General features: G+C 73.9%; 12 protein-coding genes. All 12 read right to left on the minus strand.

Translation table 11 applies throughout. The features are described 5' to 3' along the window. Positions 1–28 precede the first annotated feature (28 nt). The 12 genes from ACQPZZ_RS23030 to ACQPZZ_RS23085 all read right to left on the minus strand — a co-directional run bounded on the left by ACQPZZ_RS23030 (position 29) and on the right by ACQPZZ_RS23085 (position 20,663). Complete coding sequence (locus ACQPZZ_RS23030; RefSeq protein WP_432921763.1) at positions 29–1,888, minus strand: ABC transporter ATP-binding protein; 1,860 nt, start codon at positions 1,886–1,888, stop codon at positions 29–31. A gap of 29 nt (positions 1,889–1,917) precedes the next feature. Beyond that, entirely contained in the window at positions 1,918–2,493 is a 576-nt protein-coding gene (locus ACQPZZ_RS23035; protein WP_432921766.1) for a TlpA family protein disulfide reductase, read from the minus strand. 17 nt (positions 2,494–2,510) lie between these two features. Then, positions 2,511–3,035, minus strand: coding sequence for a MauE/DoxX family redox-associated membrane protein (locus tag ACQPZZ_RS23040; RefSeq protein WP_432921769.1), 525 nt, complete (start codon positions 3,033–3,035; stop codon positions 2,511–2,513). 149 nt (positions 3,036–3,184) lie between these two features. After that, a complete protein-coding gene (locus tag ACQPZZ_RS23045) occupies positions 3,185–6,325 on the minus strand; it encodes an amino acid adenylation domain-containing protein (protein WP_432921772.1) in 3,141 nt (1,046 codons plus the stop codon). After that, positions 6,322–8,235: a non-ribosomal peptide synthetase gene (locus ACQPZZ_RS23050; protein WP_432921775.1), complete on the minus strand. Its 1,914-nt coding sequence runs from the start codon at positions 8,233–8,235 to the stop codon at positions 6,322–6,324. The genes ACQPZZ_RS23045 and ACQPZZ_RS23050 overlap by 4 nt, the downstream gene beginning before the upstream one ends. 13 nt (positions 8,236–8,248) lie before the next feature. After that, positions 8,249–9,676: a condensation domain-containing protein gene (locus ACQPZZ_RS23055; RefSeq protein ID WP_432921778.1), complete on the minus strand. Its 1,428-nt coding sequence runs from the start codon at positions 9,674–9,676 to the stop codon at positions 8,249–8,251. Then, positions 9,673–9,885 (minus strand): MbtH family protein, encoded by a 213-nt coding sequence (locus ACQPZZ_RS23060; protein ID WP_363645196.1) that lies wholly within the window; start codon positions 9,883–9,885, stop codon positions 9,673–9,675. Before ACQPZZ_RS23060 ends, ACQPZZ_RS23055 begins: the two co-directional genes overlap by 4 nt. Position 9,886: 1 nt before the next feature. Continuing rightward, complete coding sequence (locus ACQPZZ_RS23065) at positions 9,887–11,725, minus strand: condensation domain-containing protein (RefSeq protein WP_432921782.1); 1,839 nt, start codon at positions 11,723–11,725, stop codon at positions 9,887–9,889. Next, positions 11,722–11,955: a phosphopantetheine-binding protein gene (locus ACQPZZ_RS23070; protein WP_432921785.1), complete on the minus strand. Its 234-nt coding sequence runs from the start codon at positions 11,953–11,955 to the stop codon at positions 11,722–11,724. Before ACQPZZ_RS23070 ends, ACQPZZ_RS23065 begins: the two co-directional genes overlap by 4 nt. Then, positions 11,949–13,535 carry a condensation domain-containing protein gene (locus ACQPZZ_RS23075; RefSeq protein WP_432921788.1) on the minus strand — a complete coding sequence of 529 codons (1,587 nt, stop codon included), beginning with the start codon at positions 13,533–13,535 and terminating at the stop codon, positions 11,949–11,951. Before ACQPZZ_RS23075 ends, ACQPZZ_RS23070 begins: the two co-directional genes overlap by 7 nt. 1 nt (position 13,536) lies before the next feature. Next, positions 13,537–15,084 carry an AMP-binding protein gene (locus ACQPZZ_RS23080; protein ID WP_432921791.1) on the minus strand — a complete coding sequence of 516 codons (1,548 nt, stop codon included), beginning with the start codon at positions 15,082–15,084 and terminating at the stop codon, positions 13,537–13,539. Then, a complete protein-coding gene (locus tag ACQPZZ_RS23085; protein WP_432921794.1) occupies positions 15,081–20,663 on the minus strand; it encodes an amino acid adenylation domain-containing protein in 5,583 nt (1,860 codons plus the stop codon). Before ACQPZZ_RS23085 ends, ACQPZZ_RS23080 begins: the two co-directional genes overlap by 4 nt. Positions 20,664–21,095 lie beyond the last annotated feature (432 nt).

Below are 21,095 nucleotides of genomic sequence, written 5' to 3' on the forward strand. Positions count from 1 at the left end.
GACCGGACACGCGCACGGGCCATCCGGCTCACCCCGGAACCCGCTCGGACTGGTATCCCCGCGCCTGCATGGTGAACAGCCGGGCGTACAGGCCGTCCGACGCCGTCAGCGTCGTGTGCGTCCCCTCCTCGACGACCCGGCCCTCGTCCAGCACGACGATGTGATCCGCGTCGCGGACCGCCCCCAGCCGGTGCGAGATCAGCACGGTGGTCCTGCCCCTGCGGTGCTCACGCAGCCCCGTGTGGATCTCGTGCTCGGCCTCGGCGTCCAGGCCGGAGCTGGGCTCGTCGAGGATCAGCAGGTCACGCTCACCGCGCAGGTAGGCCCGGGCCAGCGCGAGCCGCTGCCACTGACCGCCGGACAGGTGCGCGCCGGACACGACGTCGCGGTCCTCGTCCCCGGGTTCGAAGAAGATCTTCGAAAGCAGCGTGTCGTAGCCCCGGGGCAGCGCCGAGACCGGCCCGTGCACGCCGGCGCGGCGTGCCGCCGACTCGATCCGATCGCGGTCGTGCATCGCGTCCAGGTCGCCCAGCCCGATGTTCTCGGCCGCGGTCATGTCGTACTCCATGTAGTCCTGGAAGACCGCGCCGATCCGGCGGCGCAGCTCCGCCGGATCCATGTCACGCATGTCCACGCCGTCCCACAGGATCGCGCCGCGTTCCGGGTCGTACATCCGGCACAGCAGCTTGACCAGGGTGCTCTTGCCCGCTCCGTTCCTCCCGACGAGGGCGACGGCCGTGCCGTACGGGATGGTGAGGCTGACCCCGCGCAGCGCCCAGGGGTGGCCGGGCGAGTAGCGGAACCAGACGTCCCGCAGCTCGATGCCGCCGCGCAGAGGCCGCGACCCCGCGGGAACCGCGGGGACGGGCAGGTCGGGCTCCGTGCGCAGGACCGCGAGGTAGTGGTCGAACAGGAGGAGCTGCCGATGCGCGAGGGCGAGCTCGGTGACGAGCCCGCCGAGAGCCGACTGGACCCCGGCCACGGCGGCGACGAACAGCGACACGTCTCCGACGCCGACGGCGCCGTCGGCCGTGGAGACCAGCACCAATACCAGGCCGCCACCCGCCGACAGCGCGCTGAACAGGCCGCACGCGCCCTGCACCCACAGCTCCCGCCGGTCCGTCCGGCGCCGCTCCGCGTTCGCGGCGCGGCGCTGCCCGTTCACGAGCTCCCTGAGGAAGGAGGAGATCCCGAACAGCCGGAGCTCCTTGGCCGCTCGCACGTTGAGCATCAGGTCGGTGAAGAACAGCTCACGGCGTTCCACCGGGCCGATCCGCCACAGCATCGCCACCCGCCGCCGGGACAGCCACACCTGCGCCGCCAGGGCCGGCGCCGCCGAGCCGATCACCGCCAGCGCGGCCCACGGCATCGTGACCAGGAGGGACACCAGGAATCCGGCGCCGAGCACCACCGCCTTCACGACACCGAGCACGGCCGAGACGACCATCGCGGGAGTCGAGCCGCCGTACTGCTGTGCCATGCGGATCCGGTCGAGGAACGGCGGGTCCTCGAACCTGGCCAGGCCGACGAAGCGTTCGGTCGCCCGGAAGAGCCGGTCCTGCGCGATCAGGCCCACCCTGCGGCCGGTCTCCGCCTTGAGATACTCGGTGACCTGCGGCGCGAGCGTGAGCAGCACGCCGCACGCGGCCATGGCGAGGCCGAGTCCGGCCAGGGAGGGGACGGCGGCATGCCCGGCCGCGACCCGGTCGAGCGCCAGCTTCGTCAGCCAGGCGAGGGTCACCGGCACCGCCGCCGTCAGCACGGTGAGCGCGGCGAAGCCGGCCATGAGGCGGCTGCCCGCCCGCCACGCCATGCCGGCCGCGGCCAGCGCCGCGCGGGTGACGGAGCCGGAACCCGGGGCCGCCCGGCCGCCGGGGGGCGTGTTCACGCCCGAGGCGCCGCCGGTCGGAGCGCCCTTCATCGACGGGCCGCGACGGCGTCGAGATCGCCGAGATCCTCGAGGAGCGTGCCACTCGCCAGCACTTTCGCCGCGCCGTCCGCCGCGCCGTCCGCCGCGCCGCCCACCAGGGCGAACGACGGGAACCCCGTCACCCGGAAGGCCCGGGCGACCGCGCCCCCGTGGTCCTCGACCACGACGTGCGCCACCGGCCGCAGCTCGCGTACGTCCTCGGCGGCGGCGTCCTCCGGACCGACGACGACGGCGACCACGTGATCGCGCCCGCCGGGGAACGCCCGGGCGCGCTCGACGAAGAGCGGCAGGCGCTCCACGCAGGCCGGGCATCCCGTGGAGAAGACGCCGAGCAGGGTCGGGTCCGCGAGCGATGTGTCCGACAGGGGCACGCCGTCCACGGTGACGGCCGAGAACGGCCGGGCCGTCCCGCCCGCCGCGAGCATCGGTTCCGGCTGGGCGGCCGGCCGCGCGGCGAGCATCTCGCCGTGCACGCGCAGCCGGCGGATCACCCCGAGGGTGAGCAACAGGTCGAGCACGCACAGGACGCCGACCAGGACGACGAGGGCGATCAGGAACGGCATGGAAACGGGACCTCCGGTCAGGGCGAAGCCGAGAAGAGGCCGGCGATGTCGTCGGCCAGCACCGCCAGCGTGGTGAGCAGCAGGGCCGCCGCCACCGCCACCGCCACCCCGGCGAGGTGGGCGCCCACCGGTGGCACCCCCGCCACGGCCAGCCCCGCACCGGCCGTCGCGGCGGCCAGCAGTACGCCGTTCCGGACGAGGTGGCCGGCTCCCGCCGTGGTCGCGGACGGCCCGAAGCACCGGCAGTCGACCCGGGACCCGCGGCGGATCGCCGAGGCCGTCGCGACGGTGAACGCGGCCAGCAGCGCCGCCGCCGCGGCGAACCCGATCGGGGTGGTGGTCGGCCAGGCCAGCGCCGGCGCGACCGCGAGCTCCAGCGCCACGACGAAGGCCGCCACCGGCCGGTACGGCAGCCCCGGCGCGAGCGAGCGGGTGGCCTCCCGGAACTTGGCGTACGCCGCCCGGCTCCGGATCTTGCTCACCGCCGACAGGACGAAGACCAGCCCGATCAGCAGGCGGCAGCCGACGAGGACATAGGACATCGAGGCGCACCTCAACGACGACGGGGGCGGGCAGGCCCTGCCCACGCTAGCCAGGGCCGGGAACAAGCCGCTACACGCCCGATACACGTCCCGATGTACACGCCCGCCCGTGCCCGGGCGAGACCGGAGCACGGGCGGGCGTTTCGCGATCAGCCGCCGGCGGACGAGAGCAGGCGCTCGGCCTCCTCCTCCGACATGTCCTCCAGCTCGGCCACCAGCAGGTCCTCCAGCGCGATGGCCAACTCGGCCACGGTGCGCCGCTCGAAGATCGTCCGAACCGGGACCTCCATCCCGGTCGCCCGGCGCAGCCTGGCCGCGATCCTCGTCGCGAGCAGCGAGTGCCCGCCCAGGGTGAAGAAGTCGTCGTTCGCGCCGACGGCATCGACGCCGAGCAGTTCCGCCCAGATCTCGGCCACCAGCAGCTCCGCGTCCGTGCTCGGCGGGACGTGCCCGGCCGACGGCGCCCGGACCGGCGCGGGCAGCGCCGCGCGGTCCACCTTGCCGCGGCTGGTGAGCGGCAGCGAGTCGAGGACGACCCAGGCGGTCGGGACGAGATGACGCGGCAGGGTCCGCGCGAGGTGCGCGGCGAGCTCCTCCCCCGTCGCGGTTCCGGTCACGTACGCCACCAGTTCCTCGGCGTGGACCGTCACGAACGCCTGGCCGACACCCGGATGGTCGAGCAGCCGCGCCTCGACCTCGCCCGGCTCGATCCGGAAGCCGCGGACCTTGAGCTGCCCGTCGATCCGTCCGAGGAACTCCAGCGCGCCGTCCTGGTTCCAGCGCGCCCGGTCCCCGGTGCGGTATCTGCGCGATCCCGGCGGTCCCAGCGGGTCGGGTACGAAGGCCGCGGCCGTGAGCGCCGGGCGGCGCAGGTAGCCGCGTGCCACCCCGGTGCCGCCGATGACCAACTCGCCGATCGCGCCCTTCGGGACCGGCGCCCCTGCGGCGTCGAGCAGGTGGACCGTCGTGGCGCCGATGGGGCGGCCGATGGGCGGCCTGCCGTACGGAGTCGCTCCGAGATCGGCCGCGGTCGCGATGACCGCGCCCTCGGTCGGGCCGTAGGTGTTCGCCAGGCGGACGCCCTCGCCGAACCGGCCGTGCCAGCGCGCCACCGCGGCGCCGGACGCCTGCTCGCCGCCGATGATGACCAGGCGGAGCGCGGGCGGCCAGGCGATCTGGTCGATCTCCTCCACCAGGTGATGCCAGTAGGCGGTGGGCAGGTCGAGCACCGTGACCCGATCCCCGCCCGGAGCGGCCAGCAGATCGGGCAGCGTCGCCGCCCCGCCGGGCAGCAGCACCAGGGTCGCCCCCGCGGCGAGCGTGGGGAAGACCTCTTCGAGGTGGGTGTCGAAGCTCAGCGACGCGAACTGGACGACGTGGTCGCCGGGCGCCAGGCCGTAGTCCTCGCGCATCCACCGGATCCGGGCCGCGATGGCGCGGTGCTCGACGGCGACGCCCTTGGGCCGGCCGGTGGAGCCGGAGGTGGAGATCACGTAGGCCACGTCACCCGGACGCGTCCGCGCCGGTTCGCCCAGGTCATCGGGGTCGTCCGGGCCGTCGAGGGCCGTCTCGTCCTCACCGGCCAGCGGGTCGACGGCGGTGAGCCCGGCGGGCAGCGCCCGGGTCGTGATCACATGTGTCGCCCCGGCGTCCGCGAGCGAGAAGGCCAGCCGCTCCTCCGGCTCGTCCGGCTCGAACGGCAGGTAGGCCGCGCCGGCCCGCCAGACCGCGAGCAGCGCGGTGATCGCCTCGGCCGAACGGGGCAGGCAGACGCCGACCACGTCGCCGGGGAGCACGCCCCGCGCCCGCAGCGCCGCGGCGAGCCGTGCCGCCCGCCGGTCCAGCTCGGCGTAGGTGATCTCGGTCTGCCCGCAGACCACCGCGACGGCGCCGGGCGTGCGCCGGACGACCTCCGCGATCATCTCGGGGACCGCCGGTCCTCTGCCGTCCGGCTCCGGGGCGTCGGCGCCGTCCCCGGCCATCGCACGGATGTCGGCCTCGTCGTCGCCGGTCCACACGCGCAGCTCGGAGATCCGGCGATGCGGCTCGGCCACGGCCGACTCGAGCAGGAGCAGGAAGCGCTCGGCGAGCCGGCGGACGGCCTCCGCCTCATGCGGGGATCCGCTGGACCCGTCGTGGCCGAACGAGACGATGATCTCGCCGCCGTCGAGCCACGCCTCGGTGTACAGGCCGAGCTTGACCTGCCGGTAGCCGTCGGGGAAGAAGCCGACGGACAGGTCGCCGAACGGCCGGGTGGGTCCCAGGTCCTGGCTGTGCAGGATGAACATGGTCGGCATCAGCGCCTCGGCGGGATACCCGATCCGCTCGAACGGCACGGAGGGCCGGCTGAGCGCCGTCAGCGCCTCCTGTCGGGTGCGCCCGAGCAGCTCGGTGAACGACGGATCGCCGCCGAGGTCGCCGCGCAGCACGACGGTCTGCGAGAGGTAGCCGATCAACGGCTCCAGCTCGACCCGGTCGCGGCCGGCCACGGCCGTGCCGACGAGGACGTCGGTGTGGCCGGTGTGACGGTGCAGCAGCACCTGGTAGGCCGCCATGAGCACGGTGAACAGCGTGGTCCTGTTCTCCCGGGCGAGCCGGTCCAGCTCGCCGGCGATCTCCCGGCCCGCCCGGACGATCTGGAAGCCCGCGCGATCCTCGTCGCGGACGTCCCCGGCCCCGATTCCACAGGGCAGGTCGGGCGGCGGCGGATCGGCGAGCCGCTCCTGCCAGTACGGCACCGCGCGCTCGGCGCGGCGGCGCTGCCAGCGGGCGTAGTCGGACGGCTGGACCGGCAGCGGCGCCAGGCTCGGCGCGCGCCCGCGCAGGCGCGCGGTGTAGCACTCCGCCAGATCGTCGAACAGGATCCCCAGCGACCAGCCGTCGCCGATGATGTGGTGCATCGTGACGCACAGCACGTGGTCCAGCGGCCCGATCGCGATGAGGGCGACGCGCAACGGCACGCCTTCCGCGAGGTCGAACGGCGCGTTCACCCGCTCGGCGACGATCCGCCGGGCGTGCTCCTCGTCGTCGGCCCGCATGCGCTCGACCGGCGGGAGGGACCCCGCCCCCGGCGGCTCGGCGACCGCCCAGGGAACGCCGTCCTCCTCCTCGAACCGCGTGCGCAGGCCCTCGTGCCGGGCCACGACGTCGGCGAGCGCTCCTTCGAGGACGTCCGCGTCGAGGGGCCCGCGCAGCCGGCGGACGGTGTACATGGTGTACGAGGCGTCGCGGGGGTCCAGCCTCTGCAGCAGCCAGAGCCGTTCCTGGCCCGGCGACAGGGGCGCCCTCATGCGTCCGACGCCATCTCGTCGAGCACGGCCGCCAGGTCCTCGGCGCTGAGGCCGTCGAGCTCGTCGCGGAGCGCGGCGATGTCGGCGAGGTCCAGGTCGTCGTCGTCGAGCCGGTCCATCGCCGCCGCCAGGTCGGCCACCGTGGGGTTCTCGAACAGCACCACGATCGGCACGCTGGTCGCGTAGCGCGCCTGGATCCTGGCGATGATCTGGGTGGCGGTCAGCGAGTGCCCGCCCAGCTCGAAGAAGTCGTCGTCGACGCCCACCGGCTCGGCGATGCCTAGCACCTCCCCCCACATCGCCGCGAGGTCCTCCTCCAGCGGCGTGGACGGTGGCCGGTAGGGCCTGCTGCGCGCCCGGGTCCACTCCGGCACGGGCAGGGCCTTGCGGTCGAGCTTGCCGTTGGGGGTGAGCGGCAGGGCGTCCAGCACCACGAGGTGCGCGGGCACCATGTATTCGGGCACGTCGCGGCGCAGCCGGTCGCGCAGGGACGGCCACAGGTCGGCCCCTTCTGGCTCCCCCGCCGCGCGTACGACGTAGGCGACCAGACGCGGTAGCCCGTCGGGACCGTCGCAGACGCCGACGGCGGCGCCGGCCACCTCCGGCGCGGCCCGCAGCCCGCTCTCGATCTCGCCGAGCTCGATCCGGAATCCGCGCACCTTCACCTGCTGGTCGGCCCGGCCGAGGTAGCGGAGCCTGCCGTTCTCGATCGTGGCGAGGTCGCCCGTGGCGTACAGGCGGGCCCCCGGCATCGCGGAGAACGGGTCGGGCAGGAACCTTGCCGCCGTCTGTCCCGGCATGCCGCGGTATCCCCTGGCCAGGCCGGCGCCGCCGATGTGCAGCTCACCGGCCTCGCCGGGCGGCACGGGACGGCCGTCGGGGCCGAGGATGTGCACCGTCGTGTTGCCGATGGGCTCGCCCAGGTCCACGGGGGCCGGTGACGGGGCCACCCGCCCGGCCGTCGACCAGACCGTCGTCTCGGTCGGGCCGTACACGTTCCAGAGCCGGGCGCCGCCGTCGAGGAGGGCGTCGGCGAGGTCGCGGGGCAGCGCCTCGCCCCCGCACAGCCGGGTCGCGACGTTCTCGGGAACACCGCCGGATTCGAGCAGGATGCGCCAGCTCGCCGGGGTCGCCTGCATGATCGTGACGGCCTCGCTCACGGCGCGCGACCGTAGGGCCCGGCCGTCCGCCGTCTCGTGCCCGGACGCGACCACCACCCGGGCGCCGCAGGCCAGCGGCAGGAGGAGCTCGAGCACCGAGATGTCGAACGACAGCGTGGTGACCGCCAGCCAGGCGTCGCGCGGGGTGAGCTCCAGCAGGGAGGCGAAGGACTCCAGCAGGTTGACCACCGCGCGGTGCGGCACGGCGACCCCCTTGGGCCTGCCGGTGGAACCCGAGGTGTACATGAGGTAGGCCAGGTCCCCCACGGCGCCGCCGGCCAACACCTCGCCGTCGGCCGGCGCATCGGCGTCGCCGTACGCCGCACCCGCGGCGGGTACGCCGTCCCACGTCAGCTCGACGACGTCGGGGACGCCGTCGAGCAGCCGGGATTCGACCCCCTGCCCGGCCAGCACCAGCCGGATGCCCGCGTCCTCCCGCATGAAGCGGAGCCGGTCCTCGGGGAACCCCGGGTCGAGCGGCACGTAGGCGCCGCCGGCCCGCCACACGGCGAGCAGGGCGACGACCATGCCGGGGCAGCGCTCCAGGCACAGGCCGACCGGGACCTCCGGGCCGACCCCGCGGGCGCGCAGCAGCGCCGCCAGCCGGTCGACCCTGTCGTGCAGCTCCCGGTAGGTCAGCACGCCGCCGGCGCCGCTCACCGCGACCGCGTCGGGGCTCGCGTCACGCCACCGGCGGATCAGCGCGAGCGCCGTATCAGGGATGGTCACGCCGCTCACCGCGTCACTCACTTTCACGCACCTTTCACTTCGGGAACACGCTCGCGAACGGACCGCTCAGCGCGGACAGCCGGATGTCCGGGTCCGCCCCGGCCCGCCGTACGACCTCGGCGAAACCGCCGACGAGGCGGCGCGCGGTCGCGGGCGTGAACAGATCGCTGCTGTAGTCGAGGACGCCGCCCAGCCCCTCCGGGCCCCGCCACAGGTCCATCGACACTTCGGACTTGGTGTGGCTGGGCGGGACCGTGTAGACCTCCCGGCCGAGGTCGGCCATCCGGGTCCCCAGCAGATCGTCCTTGGGCAGGTTGTGCAGGTTGAACATGGCCTGGCACAGCGGCGGCCTGCTGATGTCGCGGGGGACGCGAAGCGCGGCCAGGACATGCTCGAACGGCACCTCCGCGTGCCGCATCCCCGCCAGGGTCGCCTCCCGCACGCGGTCCAGCAGCTCGTGGAACGACGGGTCGCCGGACAGATCGGCGCGCAGCACCATCGTGTTGCCGAAGTAGCCGATCAACGGCGTCAGCTCGCTGCGGGACCGGCCGGCCACCGGCACGCCGACGCAGAAGCCGGTCTGGCCCGACGCCAGGGCGAGGGTCGCCTGGTAGGCGGCGGCCAGGGCCATGAAGGACGTGCAGCGCCGCTTCCTGGCCACCTTCTCAAGCGGCGTGATCTCCTCCGGCGGCAGCAGCAGCTGCTCGCGTCCGCCGCGCCCGGACCACCGGGCCGGCCGGGGGTGGTCGGCCGGAAGGTCGAGCGCGGGGGCACCGGCCAGGCGGCGCGTCCAGAACTCCAGGCCCTCGGTGTGGTCCCGCTGTCTCTCCTGCACGGCGAAGCGGGGATACTGCGTGGGCAGCTCCGGCAGCTCGGGCTCACGTCCCTCGCGCCCGGCGGCGTAACACTCCGTGAGCTCGCGCATGAGCACGTCGAGCGACCAGCCGTCCATCACGATGTGGTGCAGGACGATGCACACGACCGCGTCGTCCTCGCCCGGCCGGGCCAGGCCGGCCCGCAGAGGAGGCTCGTTCTCCAGGTCGAACGGACGCTCGACGAACTCCTTCAGCGCCCGGTCGAGGTCCGCCTCCCCCGCGAGCGCGATCTTCTCCAGCGGCACCGGTGCGGGCGGCAGCACGACCTGCACGGGGGCGTCCCCGCGCAGCCGGAAGCGGGTACGCAGCACCTCGTGCCGCGCCACGATCCGGGTGAACGCCCCGGTCAGCGCGTCCACGTCGAGAGGCCCCCGCAGCCGCATGCACCAGGGCGTGTTGTAACTGGTGTCACCGGGGTCGAAGCGGCTGAGGAACCACAGCCGCTCCTGGCCCGGCGACAGCGGCCACTCCTGCCCGCCTGGGTCCCGAGACGCGCCCCCGAGGGAGCGCAGCAGCGCCGCCCGCCGCTCGGGGGGCAGCCCGGCGAGCTTCTCGATCAGCGCGGCGCGGCGCTCGGCGGCGGTCATCTGCCCCGGTCGCGTACGCTCAGCGTGCCCTGGTCGCGTACGCTCCGTGGCCGCATGTCGGTCCACACCGTCTCGATGTGGTCCAGGCATTCCTGCCGCGTGCCCGCGAAGCCGGTGGACCGCCACCCGGCGGGCGGCTCGCGGTCGCTCCACCATACGGAGTACTGCTCCTCGTCGTTGACGACCACGAGCATCGGGGAGTCGGTCATGTCACCTTCCCAAGAGGGTCATTGCGGAAGACGGGGCCCGGCCGTCGCCCTCGATCAGACGGGGGCAGGCGGGCCAGTCCGCGGGGCCGGCCGGCGGCTCCGGGCACAGGACGTAGTGGTGGGGGGCGAGCACGTCGGTCCGGCCGGCCGCGGCGCGCATGAAGGCGGTGTGGACGGCGTCGGGCGTGTCCAGCCCGGGACGCGCGACGAGATACCCGGTCAGCCTGGCCGCCCCGCCGCCGGTGCCGTCTCCGGTGCCGTCTCCGGGGTCCTCCGCGACGACCGCGGCCTCGGCTCCGCACACCCGGCGGAGCAGCGCCTCGGTCTCCGGCAGGCTCACCCAGTCGTGGCCGATCGCCGTCCACCCGGCGGGGCGCCGTACGGGGTCCAGACCCGCGATCTTCGCGACCTGGTCCAGCGGCACCTCCTCCGAGACGGCCCGGACCAGCAGCTCCTCCAGGCCGGCGAGCATCCGCTCGGCGACGGCTCCCGGCAGGAACGCCGTGTCCACCAGCACGTAGAACTCACAGCTGGACGGGGCCGGGCCGGTGGCGAAGAAGATCCTCGCCTTGACCGCGGGATAGCCGCCGACGAAGAACGTCCTGGTGCGGCCCCGCAGCGCGGCGAGCGCCGCGGCGTCCCCCGGATCGACCTGCGGCAGGCCCTGCCAGCGGCCCGCCTGCCTGACGTCGTTGAAGAACGCGTCCAGGTCGATGTCGGCGCCGCGGTCCCACGCCTCCGCCTCCCACGCGGCCAGCACGAGCGCGGGGTCGTAGTGCCCGTTCCGGTACGTCGCCATGGTCTTGCGATGTCCGTGGCGCAGCGCGTCGGCGAACGTCCCGTTCCCCAAGTCGATGACGCACAGCCCGTCCTGGGCGGCGGGCCCGGCCATCGCCTCCATCCCGGGGTGGTGCCGGTTCGACACGATGAGCTGCATCGCCGCCGTGGGGTGCCCGGTGACGGCGGCCAGCAGCGCGGCGCTCGCGACCGTGAGCACGCTGGAGGTCGTGACGCCGTGCCGGGCGGCGAGCGCCTCGGCGGCCACGGCCGCCGCCGGAGAGTCCATCCCGTGGCGGACGAAGCGCGGCTCCTCGGGCTCCCGAACCGGGAAGTCGAACATCGAACGCGGGGCGGACGCGAGACCGGTCCGCCAGTGCCGCAGCGCCTGCCCGCCGGGCGGCGGGTCGGACTGCTCGAAGGCGGCCTGGTCGAGCGGCTGCCAGTCCGGGCCGGGCAGGTCCTCCCCGGCGACCAGCCGGGGCCACTCCGCGGCCACCATGTTCAGCGACCAGCCGTCGAGCGCGAGGTGGGACAACGCGAGCGCCAGCGCGCGCGGCCGCCCCCGCTGGCAGACCACCGCGCACCGGATCGGCAACTCGGCCGCGTAGTCGAACCCGGTCGCGGCCAGCTCGGCGGCCAGCGCCTTGGCCGCGCTCATCGGCTTTGCCGCCACCTCGTACACGCCGGCCGTGAGCCGGCCCTCCCGGCTCACCCGCTGGACGGTGTTGCCCTGGACCGTGTTGCCCCGGGCGGTGTCGCCCCCGGTGTCCCCGGCGCCCTCCCCGTCCCGGACGAACGCCGTGCGCAGCGTCTCGTGCCGCTCGATGAGGCGGCCCACCGCGCGCAGCACGGCGTCCAGGCCGGCCGTGCCGGTCACCGGCAGGGTCCAGGCCAGGTTGAAGTAGGGGTCGCCGTCGTCCAGCCACTGGGTGGAGCGCCAGATCCCCTGCTGGCCCCAGGTCAGCGGGGCCTGCCCGCCCCGGGCGCCGCGGAACTCCACGGTGCGCGGCGGCAGCGCCGTGAGACCGGTGACCTGCGCCGTCGGCGGGCCCGCGGTCACGTCCGCTGCCCCGCGATGTGCTCGACCAGGCCGTCGAGCGTGTCGAGATGACCGCCGTCCAGGTCGACGTCGCAGTCGAACTCGGTCTCCAGCAGGTCGATCAGCCGGAGGTAGGCGATCGAGGTGAGGCCGAGCGCGGGCAGGCTGCAGTCCGCCTCCAGGACGTCGGCGACGGCCAGGTCGCCGCCGCTCGCCTTCGACACCAGCTCGGCGACGCGCTCCCTCAGCATGCCTCCTCCCGCAGGCGGGCGACCTCCGCCGCGATCCCGGTGATCGTCGGCTCGTCGAAGAACACGTCGAAGGACAACTCCACGTCCATCCGCTCGCGCACCTTGGCGATGATCTGGGTGATCGACAGTGAGTGCCCGCCGAGGTCGAACAGGTCCTCGTCCGGGCCGATCTCCGGCATGCCGAGCACCTCGCGCCAGATCTCGCCCACCTCCGCCAGGTACGGCGCGGCGTCCGCCTCATCGGCCCGGGAGGCGGCGGCCGGCTCCCCGGCCCGCGCGAGGGACGGCTCGACCGCGCCGCCTGCCGGCGGGGACGGCAGCGGCAGGCCGGCCACGCCGGCGTCGGGGGCGGCGGCCACCGCGCGCAGCAGGGCGAGCAGGTGCTCGGCGACGGTCTCGCAGCCGGAGCGGCTCAGGACGGCCGGGTTGAACTGCAGCCGGGCGGCGATGCCGTCCGGCGCGTCCACCACCTGGAGGTGCAGCGTGCCGCGCACCGCGTGGTTGAACGACATCCAGTCCACCGACGCCTCCACGCCGGGGAACCGCGGCGCGCTCCCGTCACGCCTGCGGTAGCTGACCGAGACCGGCGTCAGCGCGGTGCGGGGGCTCACGCCGCCGACGGCACGCGCGAGCGGCACCTGCCGGAACCGGTAGACGGCCCGCAACTCCTCGCGCAGGGACCGGGCGAACTCGGCGAACGTCCCGCCCGGGGCCGGAGCCGGCACCGGCAGCTCGTTCACGAAGGGGCCGATGTGGCCCCGCGTCTCCTCGGTCCTGGTCGACAGGTCCACGGCCACCGCGGCGTCCTCGTTGCCGTACGCCGCGAGCAGGGTGTGCACGGCGGCGAGCACCAGCTCGAACCGGGAGACGCCCATCTTCTCGGCGGCGACGGCGAGGTCGGCGGGAAGCGCGAAGTCGACGGCCTCGCCGGCCGCGGCGCGGATCGAGACCCCGGACAGCCCGGGGAGGCGCAGGTCCTGCCGGTCACGCCAGCGGTCGCGCCAGAACGCGGCGGCGTCGCCGAGCAGCTCGGCCACCCGGGCGTCCTCCCGCTCGACGGCCTCGCCGTACGCCGCGGGAAGGGCCGGCGACGACAGCCCGGCGTAGGCGTCGGCCAGGCCGCGCACCAGGATGTCCTTCGACATGCCGTCGAAGACGGCGTGGTGGGCGACGAAGACGAGCAGGTGCCGCTCCGGCGCGAGCCGGAAGACGGTGAACCGCGCGGTCGGCCCGGTCTCGAGGTCCAGGGCGAGCGCGGTCTCGCGCTCGACCAGCTCGCCGGGCTCACGCCCTGCATCCTCGAACCCGGAGGCGTCCTCGAATCCGATCGGCGGCGCAACGGCGGCGGGCACCAGGCGCAGCACGCCGTCCCGCTCCGCCAGGGCCGCGGCGAGCTGGGGATGCGCGCGGACCACGTCGTGGCAGGCGGCCAGCAGCCGGTCCACGTCGAGAGGGCCGTCGAACCGGATGGCCAGGGGCATGTGGTACACCCGGCCCCCGCAGCCCATCCGCTCCGTTATCCACATGCCGTGCTGCGCGAGGGACGCCTGCTCCCCCTCGCCGACCAGTGTCGGTGACATCTCACTTGCCTTCCGTCGTGCTGATCACGGAGTCGCCCAGCAGCGCGGGCAGCCCCTTCTTGATGACCTTGCCTGACTGGTTCCTGGGCAGGCTGTCGACCACGAGGACCCGTTCGGGCAGCTCGTGCCAGGCCAGCCGGTCCATCAGGAAGGCGCGCACCTCTTTTTCCGACAACCCCGGGCTCTCCGGCCGCCCCTGCGACCTGGGCACGACCGCGGCGCCCAGCACGGAGCCCAGCACCGGATGCGGGAGCCCGAACACGGCCGCCTCGGCGATCCCCGGGTGCTCGTGCAGCGCGGCCTCCACCTGGAGTGTGGACACCTTGAACGCGCCGCTCTTGACCACGTCGCTCTCCCGGTCGACGAGGTAGAGATAGCCGTCGGCGTCCACGTAACCGACGTCGCCCATGCGCACCCAGCCGTCGCGGAACGACCGGGCGCTGGCCTCGGCGTCGCCGTAGTAGGACCGGGTGGCGGTGGGCGAGCGCATCCAGACCTCGCCGGTCTCCCCCGGCGGGAGCGGGGTGCCGTTCTCGTCGGTGATGCGCAGCGAGCCGCCGAACGCCGGCCGGCCCAGCGCGGCCGGCCGCGTCCGGTCGTAAATCATGATCGTCTGGGCGGGGGCGGCCTCGGTGGACGTGTAGTAGTTCGTCACGGTCGCGTTTGGGAAGGCCGCCGACAGACGTTCCGACAGGGCGGGAGGAAGCGCGGCCGCCGCCGACCCCAGCAGCACCACGCTGGACATGTCGTGCCGCTCGTGCAGCCCGGCGTCGAGCAGCTCGATCGCCATGGAGGGCACTAGGAACACGGTGCCGGGGCGGTAGGTCTCGATCAGCCGGGCGAACCGGCCGGGCGTGAACCGCGCCGGGGTCAGCACGGCCGGCCGGGCGTCCAGCGCGTTGATCAGCATCGTCTGGCCGGCGTTGGTGCCGATCGGGAAGGCGTGCAGCAGATGGCGGGAGTGGGCGAACCTGCGGCGCTTGGGCTGGGTGACGCATCCGTAGGCCAGGTTGGCGTGGCTCGCGCCGACCCCCTTGGGCCGCCCGGTCGTGCCGGAGGTGTAGAGGATCTGCGCCAGGTCGCCGGGCCGCACCCGCGGTCCTTCCTGCGCCGTCTCCGGCTCGACGCCGGCTTCCAGCTCCGCCGGGGTCGCGGTCCACGAACGCTCCGCCGGCGCCGCGAGGTCGCGGCCGAGCAGCACCGCCGCCGCCGCGCAGTGCTCGATCATGTAGCGCAGCTCGGCCGGCGCCAGCCGGTCCGACATCGGCACGGCCACCGCGCCCGCCTTGAGCACCCCGAAGAACGCCACGGCGAAGTCGATCCAGTCACGGCTGCCGAAGTGCAGGGCCACCCGGTCGCCCGGTGTGATCCCCCGGTCCGCCAGGCCGGCGGCGAGCGCCGCCGACCTGCGGTCCCACTCGGCGAAAGTGAGCGTCCCGTGTCCCTCGACGATCATCGCCACGCCGTCCGGTTCCTGCTCCGCGCGCAGCCGCAGCAGCTCCGGCACGGTGAGCGCGGGCACCGCCCGCGTCTCCGTCGTCCCCGTCATGCGTGCTCCTTCTCGGGCTCGCGGGCCGCCGGTGTGTCCGCCCGTGTGTCCGCCTGCTTGTCCCTACGGGCGGCCGCGATGCGTTCGGTCAGGGCCTGGTAGCCGACGACGTCGTCCGGCAGGGCGTCGGGCACGTCGGCGTCGAACCGGCGCAGCACCCGCACCCGCATCCCGACCAGTGCGATGACGGCGATCGCCAGGGCGAAGCAGGCGTACATGAAGCCGATTCCGCGGCCGGGGCCGGTGCCGAGCACCGTGCCCACGGTGTCGGCGAGCGGCCCGTCCGGGGCGAGCAGCGGCTCGAAGACCTGCGCGCCGTACGGCGCGACAAGGCCGAACCCGATGGGCAGCGTGGACCAGGCGACCAGCGTGTTCAGCGCGATGACCCGTCCGTGGAACCGCTGCGGCACCTTGACCTGGATGATCGTGGCGTAGACGCCGTTCAGCAGGGTGAGGCACAGCGACATGCCGAACGCGCCGACGGCGATGAGGAACAGGTCCTGGTTCAGCCCGGTCAGCAGGCAGAACACCGACAGGGCGAGCGTGGACAGCAGCACGCCGTACAACCGCCGGCGCCGCGGGCCGCCCCAGGCGGCCATGGCCAGACCGCCGAGGAAGGCGCCGAGCCCGCCCGCGAACGACACCCGGCCGACCTCGGCCAGCGACCCGAACGACAGCACCAGCGGCGAGATCATCATGAACAGCGGGGACAGGAAGACGTTCAGCACCGCGAAGTAGAACAGCATCGCGCGGAAGCCCCGGTTGCCCCAGGAGTGGCGGATGCCGCCCATCATCTCGGCGAGCACGCTCTCCCGCCGCTTCCAGGCCATCGTCGCCGGGAAGCGGATCAGCGCGATGGTGAGCGTGGCGACGACGTAGCTGGCCACGTCGATGACCAGGATGCCCTCCAGCCCGATCGCCGCCATCAGCCCGACCGCGATCAGCGGCACGATGAGCTGCGCGGTGCCGGTGGCCATCTGGACGACGCCGTTGGCGTGCCCGAGGAACCGTTTCGGCACGAGCTGCGGGATCGCCGAGCCGTACGCCAGCCGTTGGAAGGTGAGCGCGACGGACAGGCAGACCAGCAGTGGATAGATGTGCCAGACCTGCAGGTTGCCGGTCCACAGCAGCAGCCCGAGCACGAGCTGGGTGCCGCCGGCGGCCGCGTCTCCGGCGATCATGACCTTGCGCCGGTCGAACCGGTCGACGAGGGCGCCGGCCAGCGGGGCGACGAGCATGCCGGGAAGCAGGCCGAGCACGGAGAACAGCGCGAACCTGGCGAGCGAACCGGTGGTGAGGTAGATCCACAGCGGGATGGCGAACTCGGTCAGCGCGGAGCCGGTGATCGAGACGAGCTGTCCGGCCGCGACGATGAGGAAGCGCCGCATGCTGGGCGGCGGGCCGACGCGCACCTGCGTGTCCGCCGCGCCGTCGGCGCCGTCCGTGCCGTCCTTCGCCGCGCCGGCCTCGGTTCCGGTTCCGGCCTCGGCCGACCGGCTCGAGACGCCCTGCAACCACCAGGTGCGGCCCTCGTCCCGTTCCATCCCCTCCGTACGTCCGGAGGCGAGGGCGGCGTGGGTGCCGGTGACGATCTCGGCCAGCTCGTCGCTGCGATACCGCAGGAAGAAGTGCCCGGCCTCGTCGAGGACGACGCACGCCGTCTCGTCCGACAGGCAGTGCCACTCTTTGTAACGTTCCTGGTAGAACTCGGCCGCCGGATCGCGCTCGCCGACCACGGAGATCACCGGCGCGCGCAGCGCCGGGCCGCCGCCCTCCTCGAAGATCCGCGTGAAGTACCGCTCGGCGGCGCGGGTGCCTTCGCGGCGGTTGCGCACGATCAGTTTGACCTGTTCCCGGCCGAGGTCCTCCACGTCGAGCCCGGCCGCGGTCAGGGCGTTGACCCGCTGCTGGTCGCTGGTGAGCTTGTCGAAGAAGGTGCCGAGCCAGTTCATGCCGCGGCCCGGCCGGGCGAAGGGGAACACGCCGCCGAGGTACAGCGCGTCCACGGTGCGGCCGTCCGCCTCCAGCCTCCGGGCGATCTCGGCGGACAGCATGACGCCGAGGCCGCAGTGGCCGTACAGCACCAGCGAGCCGCCGTTCCTGTCCATGATCTCGGAGATCTCGGCCACGCAGTCGACGACGACCTCGTCGAACGGCCGGGCCTCCTCACCCAGCTCGTGGCCGGGCACGGCCACCGAGAAGAGCGCCCAGTCGTCCGGCAGCGCGTCCGCGAGCGGCTGGTAGACGACCGCGCTGCCCCCGCCGTACGGCACGCACACCATGGTGGTGGTGGCGGGCCCGGCGGGGGTGAGCCGGTGCAGCAGCGAGCGCGGCACGTCCCCCTCGGCCGTGAGCAGCCGGGCCAGCTCGCGGACGGTGCGGTGCTTGAACACGTCGAGCACCGTGATCTGCCGGTCCGGATGCGCCTTGCGCAGCCGGGCGATGACCCGCATCGCGAGCAGCGAGTGGCCGCCCAGGGCGAAGAAGTCGTCGAGCGCCCCCACGCGCTCGACGTCCAGCACCTCCGCCCAGACGCGGGCCACGTCCTCCTCGGCGCCGGGCGCCGGGGCGACGTATTCGGCCGCCGCCACGTCGGCCTCCGGCTCGGGCAGCCGCGAGCGGTCCACCTTGCCGTGCGACTTGAGCGGCAGCTCGTCGAGCCAGGCGTACCGCGAGGGGACCATGTACGCGGGCAGCCGGTCGGCCAGCCACGCGCGCACGTCCGCGGTCTCCGGCCGTGCGCCGTCCACGGCGCTCTCCGCGTTCCCTGCGGCGGGGACGAGATAGGCGACGAGTTGCTCGCCGCGCGGCTCGACCACGGCCTGGGCGACGTCCGGATGGTCGGCCAGCACCGACTCGACCTCACCCAGCTCGACCCGGTAGCCGCGGATCTTCACCTGCAGGTCGCGGCGGCCCAGGAACTCCAGGTCGCCCGTGCCGGACCACCGGCCGAGGTCCCCCGTGCGGTACATGCGCGCGCCGGGCGGGCCGTACGGGTCGGGGAGGAACCGGTCGGCGGTCAGTCCGGGGCGGTTCAGGTAGCCGCGGGCCAGCCGGTCGCCGCCGAGGTAGATCTCCCCCGGCACTCCGGCGGGCACCGGCCGCAAGCGCTCGTCCAGCACGTACGCCCGCGCCCCGGGCAGCGGCGAGCCGATCGGCAGGCTCACGCTCGCCTCGGCAGGTCCGTCGGGAGCGGGCAGCCGGGCGACGTCGTAGGTGGTCACGCCGACGGTGGCCTCGGTCGGCCCGTAGTGGTTGACGACCCGGCAGCGGCCCAGCGCCTCCAGCTCGGCCGCCCAGCCGCGCGGGGCCGCCTCGCCGCCCAGCAGCAGCAGCTTCCTGGGCAGCAGGTCGTCCGGCCCGGCGTCGGCGAGCAGCGCGGCCAGATGTGACGGCGTGATCTTGAGGTAGTCGATCCCGGTCCGCCGGAAGATCTCCGCCAGCTCGGGACCGGCGGTGCGCGAGGGCACCAGGTGCAGGGTGCCGCCGGTCATCAGGCACAGGTAGAAGACCGTGACGCCGAAGTCGAAGGCGAGGGACTGGAGCAGGGCGAAGGACGAGCCGGGCTCCACGCCCAGCCGCTCGCGGACCCCGGCGAGGTAGACCATGACCTCGTGGTGCTGCACCGCGACGCCCTTGGGCCGCCCGGTGGTGCCGGAGGTGTAGATCACGTACGCGAGGTCGCCCGGCGCCGTGGGTTCCCAGGGCTCACCGGGCTCCGGCGCGTCCTCGTCCGTCTCGTTGTCGAGGTGCACGGCGGTGATGTCGTCCGGCAGCCGGTCGCGCAGGTCCGGGCTGGTCACGACGACCGACGCCGCGGCGTCGGCCAGCACGTACTCGAGCCGGCCGCGCGGGTGCTCCGGGTCGAGCGGCAGGTAGGCCGCGCCCGCCTTGAGCACGCCGAGCACCGCGACCGCGAGCCCGGTCGACTGCTCCAGGCAGATCGCCACGCGGTCGTCGCGCCGCACGCCGAGCCCGCGCAGCCGCCGGGCGAGCCGGTCGGCCGCGGCGTCCAGCTCGGCGTAGGTGAGGGCGTCGTCCCCGCTGACGACGGCGGTCGCCGACGGGGTGCGGGCCGCCTGCGCGGCGACGACCTCATGCAGCGCCGGCGCCCCGCCGAACGCGTCCGCCGCAGGCGCCTCGGCCTCGGGAGCCGCTCCCGCGAACCCGAGCACGCGGTCACGCTCGGCCGCCGGAAGCAGCTCGAGGTCCGGCACCCGGGCGTGGGGGTCGGCGACGATCGACCTCAGCAGGTTCTCGAAGCACTCCGCCAGGCGCGCGATAGTGGCCGGCCGGAACAGCTCGGTGCGGTAGGTGATGGTGCCGTGGAGGGCGTCGCCCTGGTCCATCAGGTACAACGCGAGGTCGAACCGGCTGGCGGTCACCTCGAACGGGTACGCCGACATGGTCAGGCCCTGGGTGCGCAGGGCCGCCGACCGGTAGTTCTGCAGCGCGAACATCACCTGGAACACCGGCGACCTGCTGACGTCGCGCTCGACGCCGAGCTCGCCGACCAGCCGGTCGAAGGGCAGCTCCTGGTGCGTGTAGGCGTCCAGCGCCGTCTCGCGCACCCGGCCGAGCAGCTCGGCGAAGGTCGGGTCGCCGGACAGGTCGGCCCGCATCGGCAGCGAGTTGATGAAGAGCCCGACCACCCGCTCCAGCTCCGGCAGGTCGCGCCCCGAGACGGGTGACCCGACCGCGAAGTCGTCCTGACCGGAGTAGCGCCCGAGGAGCACCTGGAAGGCGGCGAGCAGGGTCATGTACAGCGTCGCGCCGTTCGCCGCGGCCAGCTCCGTGAGCGCGTCCACCAGCTCACGGTCCAGCACGACGTCGTGGGCGGCGCCCGCCGATCCCTGCTCGGGCGGGCGCGGCAGGTCGGTCGGCAGCTCCAGCGGCGGCAACCCGGCCAGCCGCTCCCGCCAGTAGCGGATGTCGTCCTCGTGGGTCCGTCCGCGTTCCCACACCGCGTAGTCGCCGTACTGCACGGGCGGGGCGGCGAGACCGGCGTCGGTCCCGGTCCGGTACGCCTCGTGCAGGGCGAGCAGCTCCTCCATCACGATGTCGCAGGACCAGCCGTCGGTGACGGTGTGGTGCATGGTCAGGAGCAGCACGTGCTCGAGGGCGCCGAGCCGGACCAGGAGCAGCCGCAGCAGCGGGCCGGCGGCCAGGTCGAACGGCCGGCCCAGCTCCTCCTGGACGACCTCCCGCGCGGTGGCGGGGTCATCCGACAGCCGCAGCTCCACCAGGGGCTCGTCGTCCAGCACGATCTCCGGCGTCCCGTCATCGGTGGTGACGAACCGGGTGCGCAGGGTCTCGTGACGCCGGGCCACCTCCATGAGGGCGCGTTCCAAGGCCGCGTCGTCGATCTCACCGCCGTCCAGCCGGACGGCGAAGGCGACGGTGTAGGCGGTGGTGCCGGGGGCGTACTGCTCCAGGAACCACAGGCGCTCCTGCGCGTGCGAAAGCGGCGGGTGGGTGCCGGCCGGGCGCGGCGGCACGGTGACGCTCGCGGCTTTCCCGGCCCTGAGCCGCTGTGCCAGCAGCGCCTGCTTGGCCGGTGAGAGGCCGGTCCGGGTCACGACGCCGGCACCTCGGTTGAAATTTGCATTAAGAACATGGCATTCCTCTGTGCGCTCTGCGCCCCGGTACGCCGGCGATTCGATGCGAAGACGCGGGCGGCCAACGACCCGGCGGCGGAATCACCGCCGGTGAGCTTCCTGCCTGGTGCCTGGCGCGGCACGGAATCCACTGCCGCTCGCGCCGGTAACCCCCATTTCGGACACATTAGTGGGAACGCTCCCACGGCAGTGGAGGCTAGAGATCAGGGCTTTCGTTCGTCAAGTGTCATGGAAGTTTCTGTCCGTTATTAGCCCCAAGGTGGGGAATGTGAGGATATTGCCGCAGATCACGGACAATGCGGTCGTAATACGCCGATTTCGCCATATGGCCGGGGATTGACAAGGCCTCTTACCGCACCTACCCTCCGTGGGAGCGCTCCCAGATACAGGGCG

Origin of the sequence: Microbispora sp. CA-135349 (assembly GCF_050947365.1) — a bacterium.
Lineage (GTDB): Bacteria > Actinomycetota > Actinomycetes > Streptosporangiales > Streptosporangiaceae > Microbispora.

Bases quoted from the DNA above. Each gene is read 5' to 3' on its own strand.
- ACQPZZ_RS23035 (WP_432921766.1), bottom strand. From the start codon at position 2,493: ATGCCGTTCCTGATCGCCCTCGTCGTCCTGGTCGGCGTCCTGTGCGTG.
- ACQPZZ_RS23040 (WP_432921769.1), bottom strand. From the start codon at position 3,035: ATGTCCTATGTCCTCGTCGGCTGCCGCCTGCTGATCGGGCTGGTCTTC.
- ACQPZZ_RS23045 (WP_432921772.1), bottom strand. From the start codon at position 6,325: ATGAGGGCGCCCCTGTCGCCGGGCCAGGAACGGCTCTGGCTGCTGCAG.
- ACQPZZ_RS23055 (WP_432921778.1), bottom strand. From the start codon at position 9,676: ATGACCGCCGCCGAGCGCCGCGCCGCGCTGATCGAGAAGCTCGCCGGG.
- ACQPZZ_RS23060 (WP_363645196.1), bottom strand. From the start codon at position 9,885: ATGACCGACTCCCCGATGCTCGTGGTCGTCAACGACGAGGAGCAGTAC.
- ACQPZZ_RS23070 (WP_432921785.1), bottom strand. From the start codon at position 11,955: ATGCTGAGGGAGCGCGTCGCCGAGCTGGTGTCGAAGGCGAGCGGCGGC.
- ACQPZZ_RS23075 (WP_432921788.1), bottom strand. From the start codon at position 13,535: ATGTCACCGACACTGGTCGGCGAGGGGGAGCAGGCGTCCCTCGCGCAG.
- ACQPZZ_RS23080 (WP_432921791.1), bottom strand. From the start codon at position 15,084: ATGACGGGGACGACGGAGACGCGGGCGGTGCCCGCGCTCACCGTGCCG.